A 1,141-nucleotide genomic window follows, 5' to 3' on the forward strand; every position below is an offset into this window, starting at 1 on the left:
GCTTGGTCGCCGTTGATGTAACCAGTACTTTGCCGCAAGGCATGGAGTTACCCGACGTTGGGTATCATCGCCGACTTTCAGCAGAGGGGTTGTTGGCACTGAGCCCAACCAAGTTAATTGGCTCTGATGAGATGGGCCCAGCAACCACCTTAAATCAACTAAAGTCGGCAGGTGTGGATGTCGAGATAGTAAATACAGAAGCCAACGTTGACGGGCTTTTGCATCGTATCGATCAGATTGCGACTATCATGAACCGTGAGTCTCAAGCAACAAACTTGAAGCAAGAGGTAAAAACGCAAGTCGAATCTTTGCAAGCGAATCAGCCTGCACCTTCTGCTAAAAAGAAAGTGCTGTTTTTACTTATTCACGAAGGTCGCCCAGCCAATGTTGCAGGCTTGGATACCACGCCAGACGCCATCATCGCGTTAGCAGGCGGTGACAATCCAGCAGCGAAAAAACTGACCTCTTACAAACCACTGTCAACCGAAGCGATGGTAGAGATGCAACCCGATGTCATTTTAGTTAGTGGCCGCAGCTATGAGACCATGGGCGGTGCAGACGCCATTTTAAAGGCGATGCCGGTACTTGCAGCAACACCAGCAGGCCAGACAAAGAACATCATCACCATTGATGGACACGCTTTGGTTGGCGGTTTGGGACTAAAAAGCCTGTCAGAGGCTAAACGTCTCAATACCTTGCTTTACCCATAGAGATTTTCGATGCTGTTACGACGTATTCCTTTATCAACCACGCTGATTACGCTGTCTGGATTTTTAGCGTTTATCGCCATCGCTTCTATAACCGTCGGCCCGATGAACATTAGTTTTACAGACAGTCTGCGCGGCTTAATTGGCGCGCATTCAGAGCTGGCACCGCACATTCAACTCGTTATCAATGAGATACGCCTACCTCGTACGATTTTGTGTATGTTCATCGGCGCAATCCTCGCCATTTGTGGGGTGGTCATGCAAGGGCTTTTCCGAAACCCATTGGCAGAACCCGGCATTATCGGGGTTTCTGCTGGGGCGGCGCTGGGCGGCGCTTTTGCCATCGTCGTTTTTGCTGAGTTTAGCCAAAACCATACTCAACTCATGAACTTAGCAGCGTTGCCATTATTTGCTTTTCTGGGCGGTGCTCTGAC

At 49.6% G+C, this 1,141-nt stretch carries 2 protein-coding genes; both read left to right on the top strand.

From position 1 onward, the window contains the following. Window positions 1–710: hemin ABC transporter substrate-binding protein (locus tag R7E42_RS25040; RefSeq protein ID WP_318073245.1), on the top strand; the 710-nt coding region annotated here is incomplete at its 5' end. Window positions 711–719: 9 nt separating this feature from the next. Next, the coding region (locus R7E42_RS25045) for an iron chelate uptake ABC transporter family permease subunit (RefSeq protein WP_318073246.1) at window positions 720–1,141 on the top strand (422 nt) is incomplete at its 3' end.

It is taken from the genome of Vibrio sp. Vb1337 (genome assembly GCF_033338715.1).
Classification (GTDB): domain Bacteria; phylum Pseudomonadota; class Gammaproteobacteria; order Enterobacterales; family Vibrionaceae; genus Vibrio; species Vibrio alginolyticus.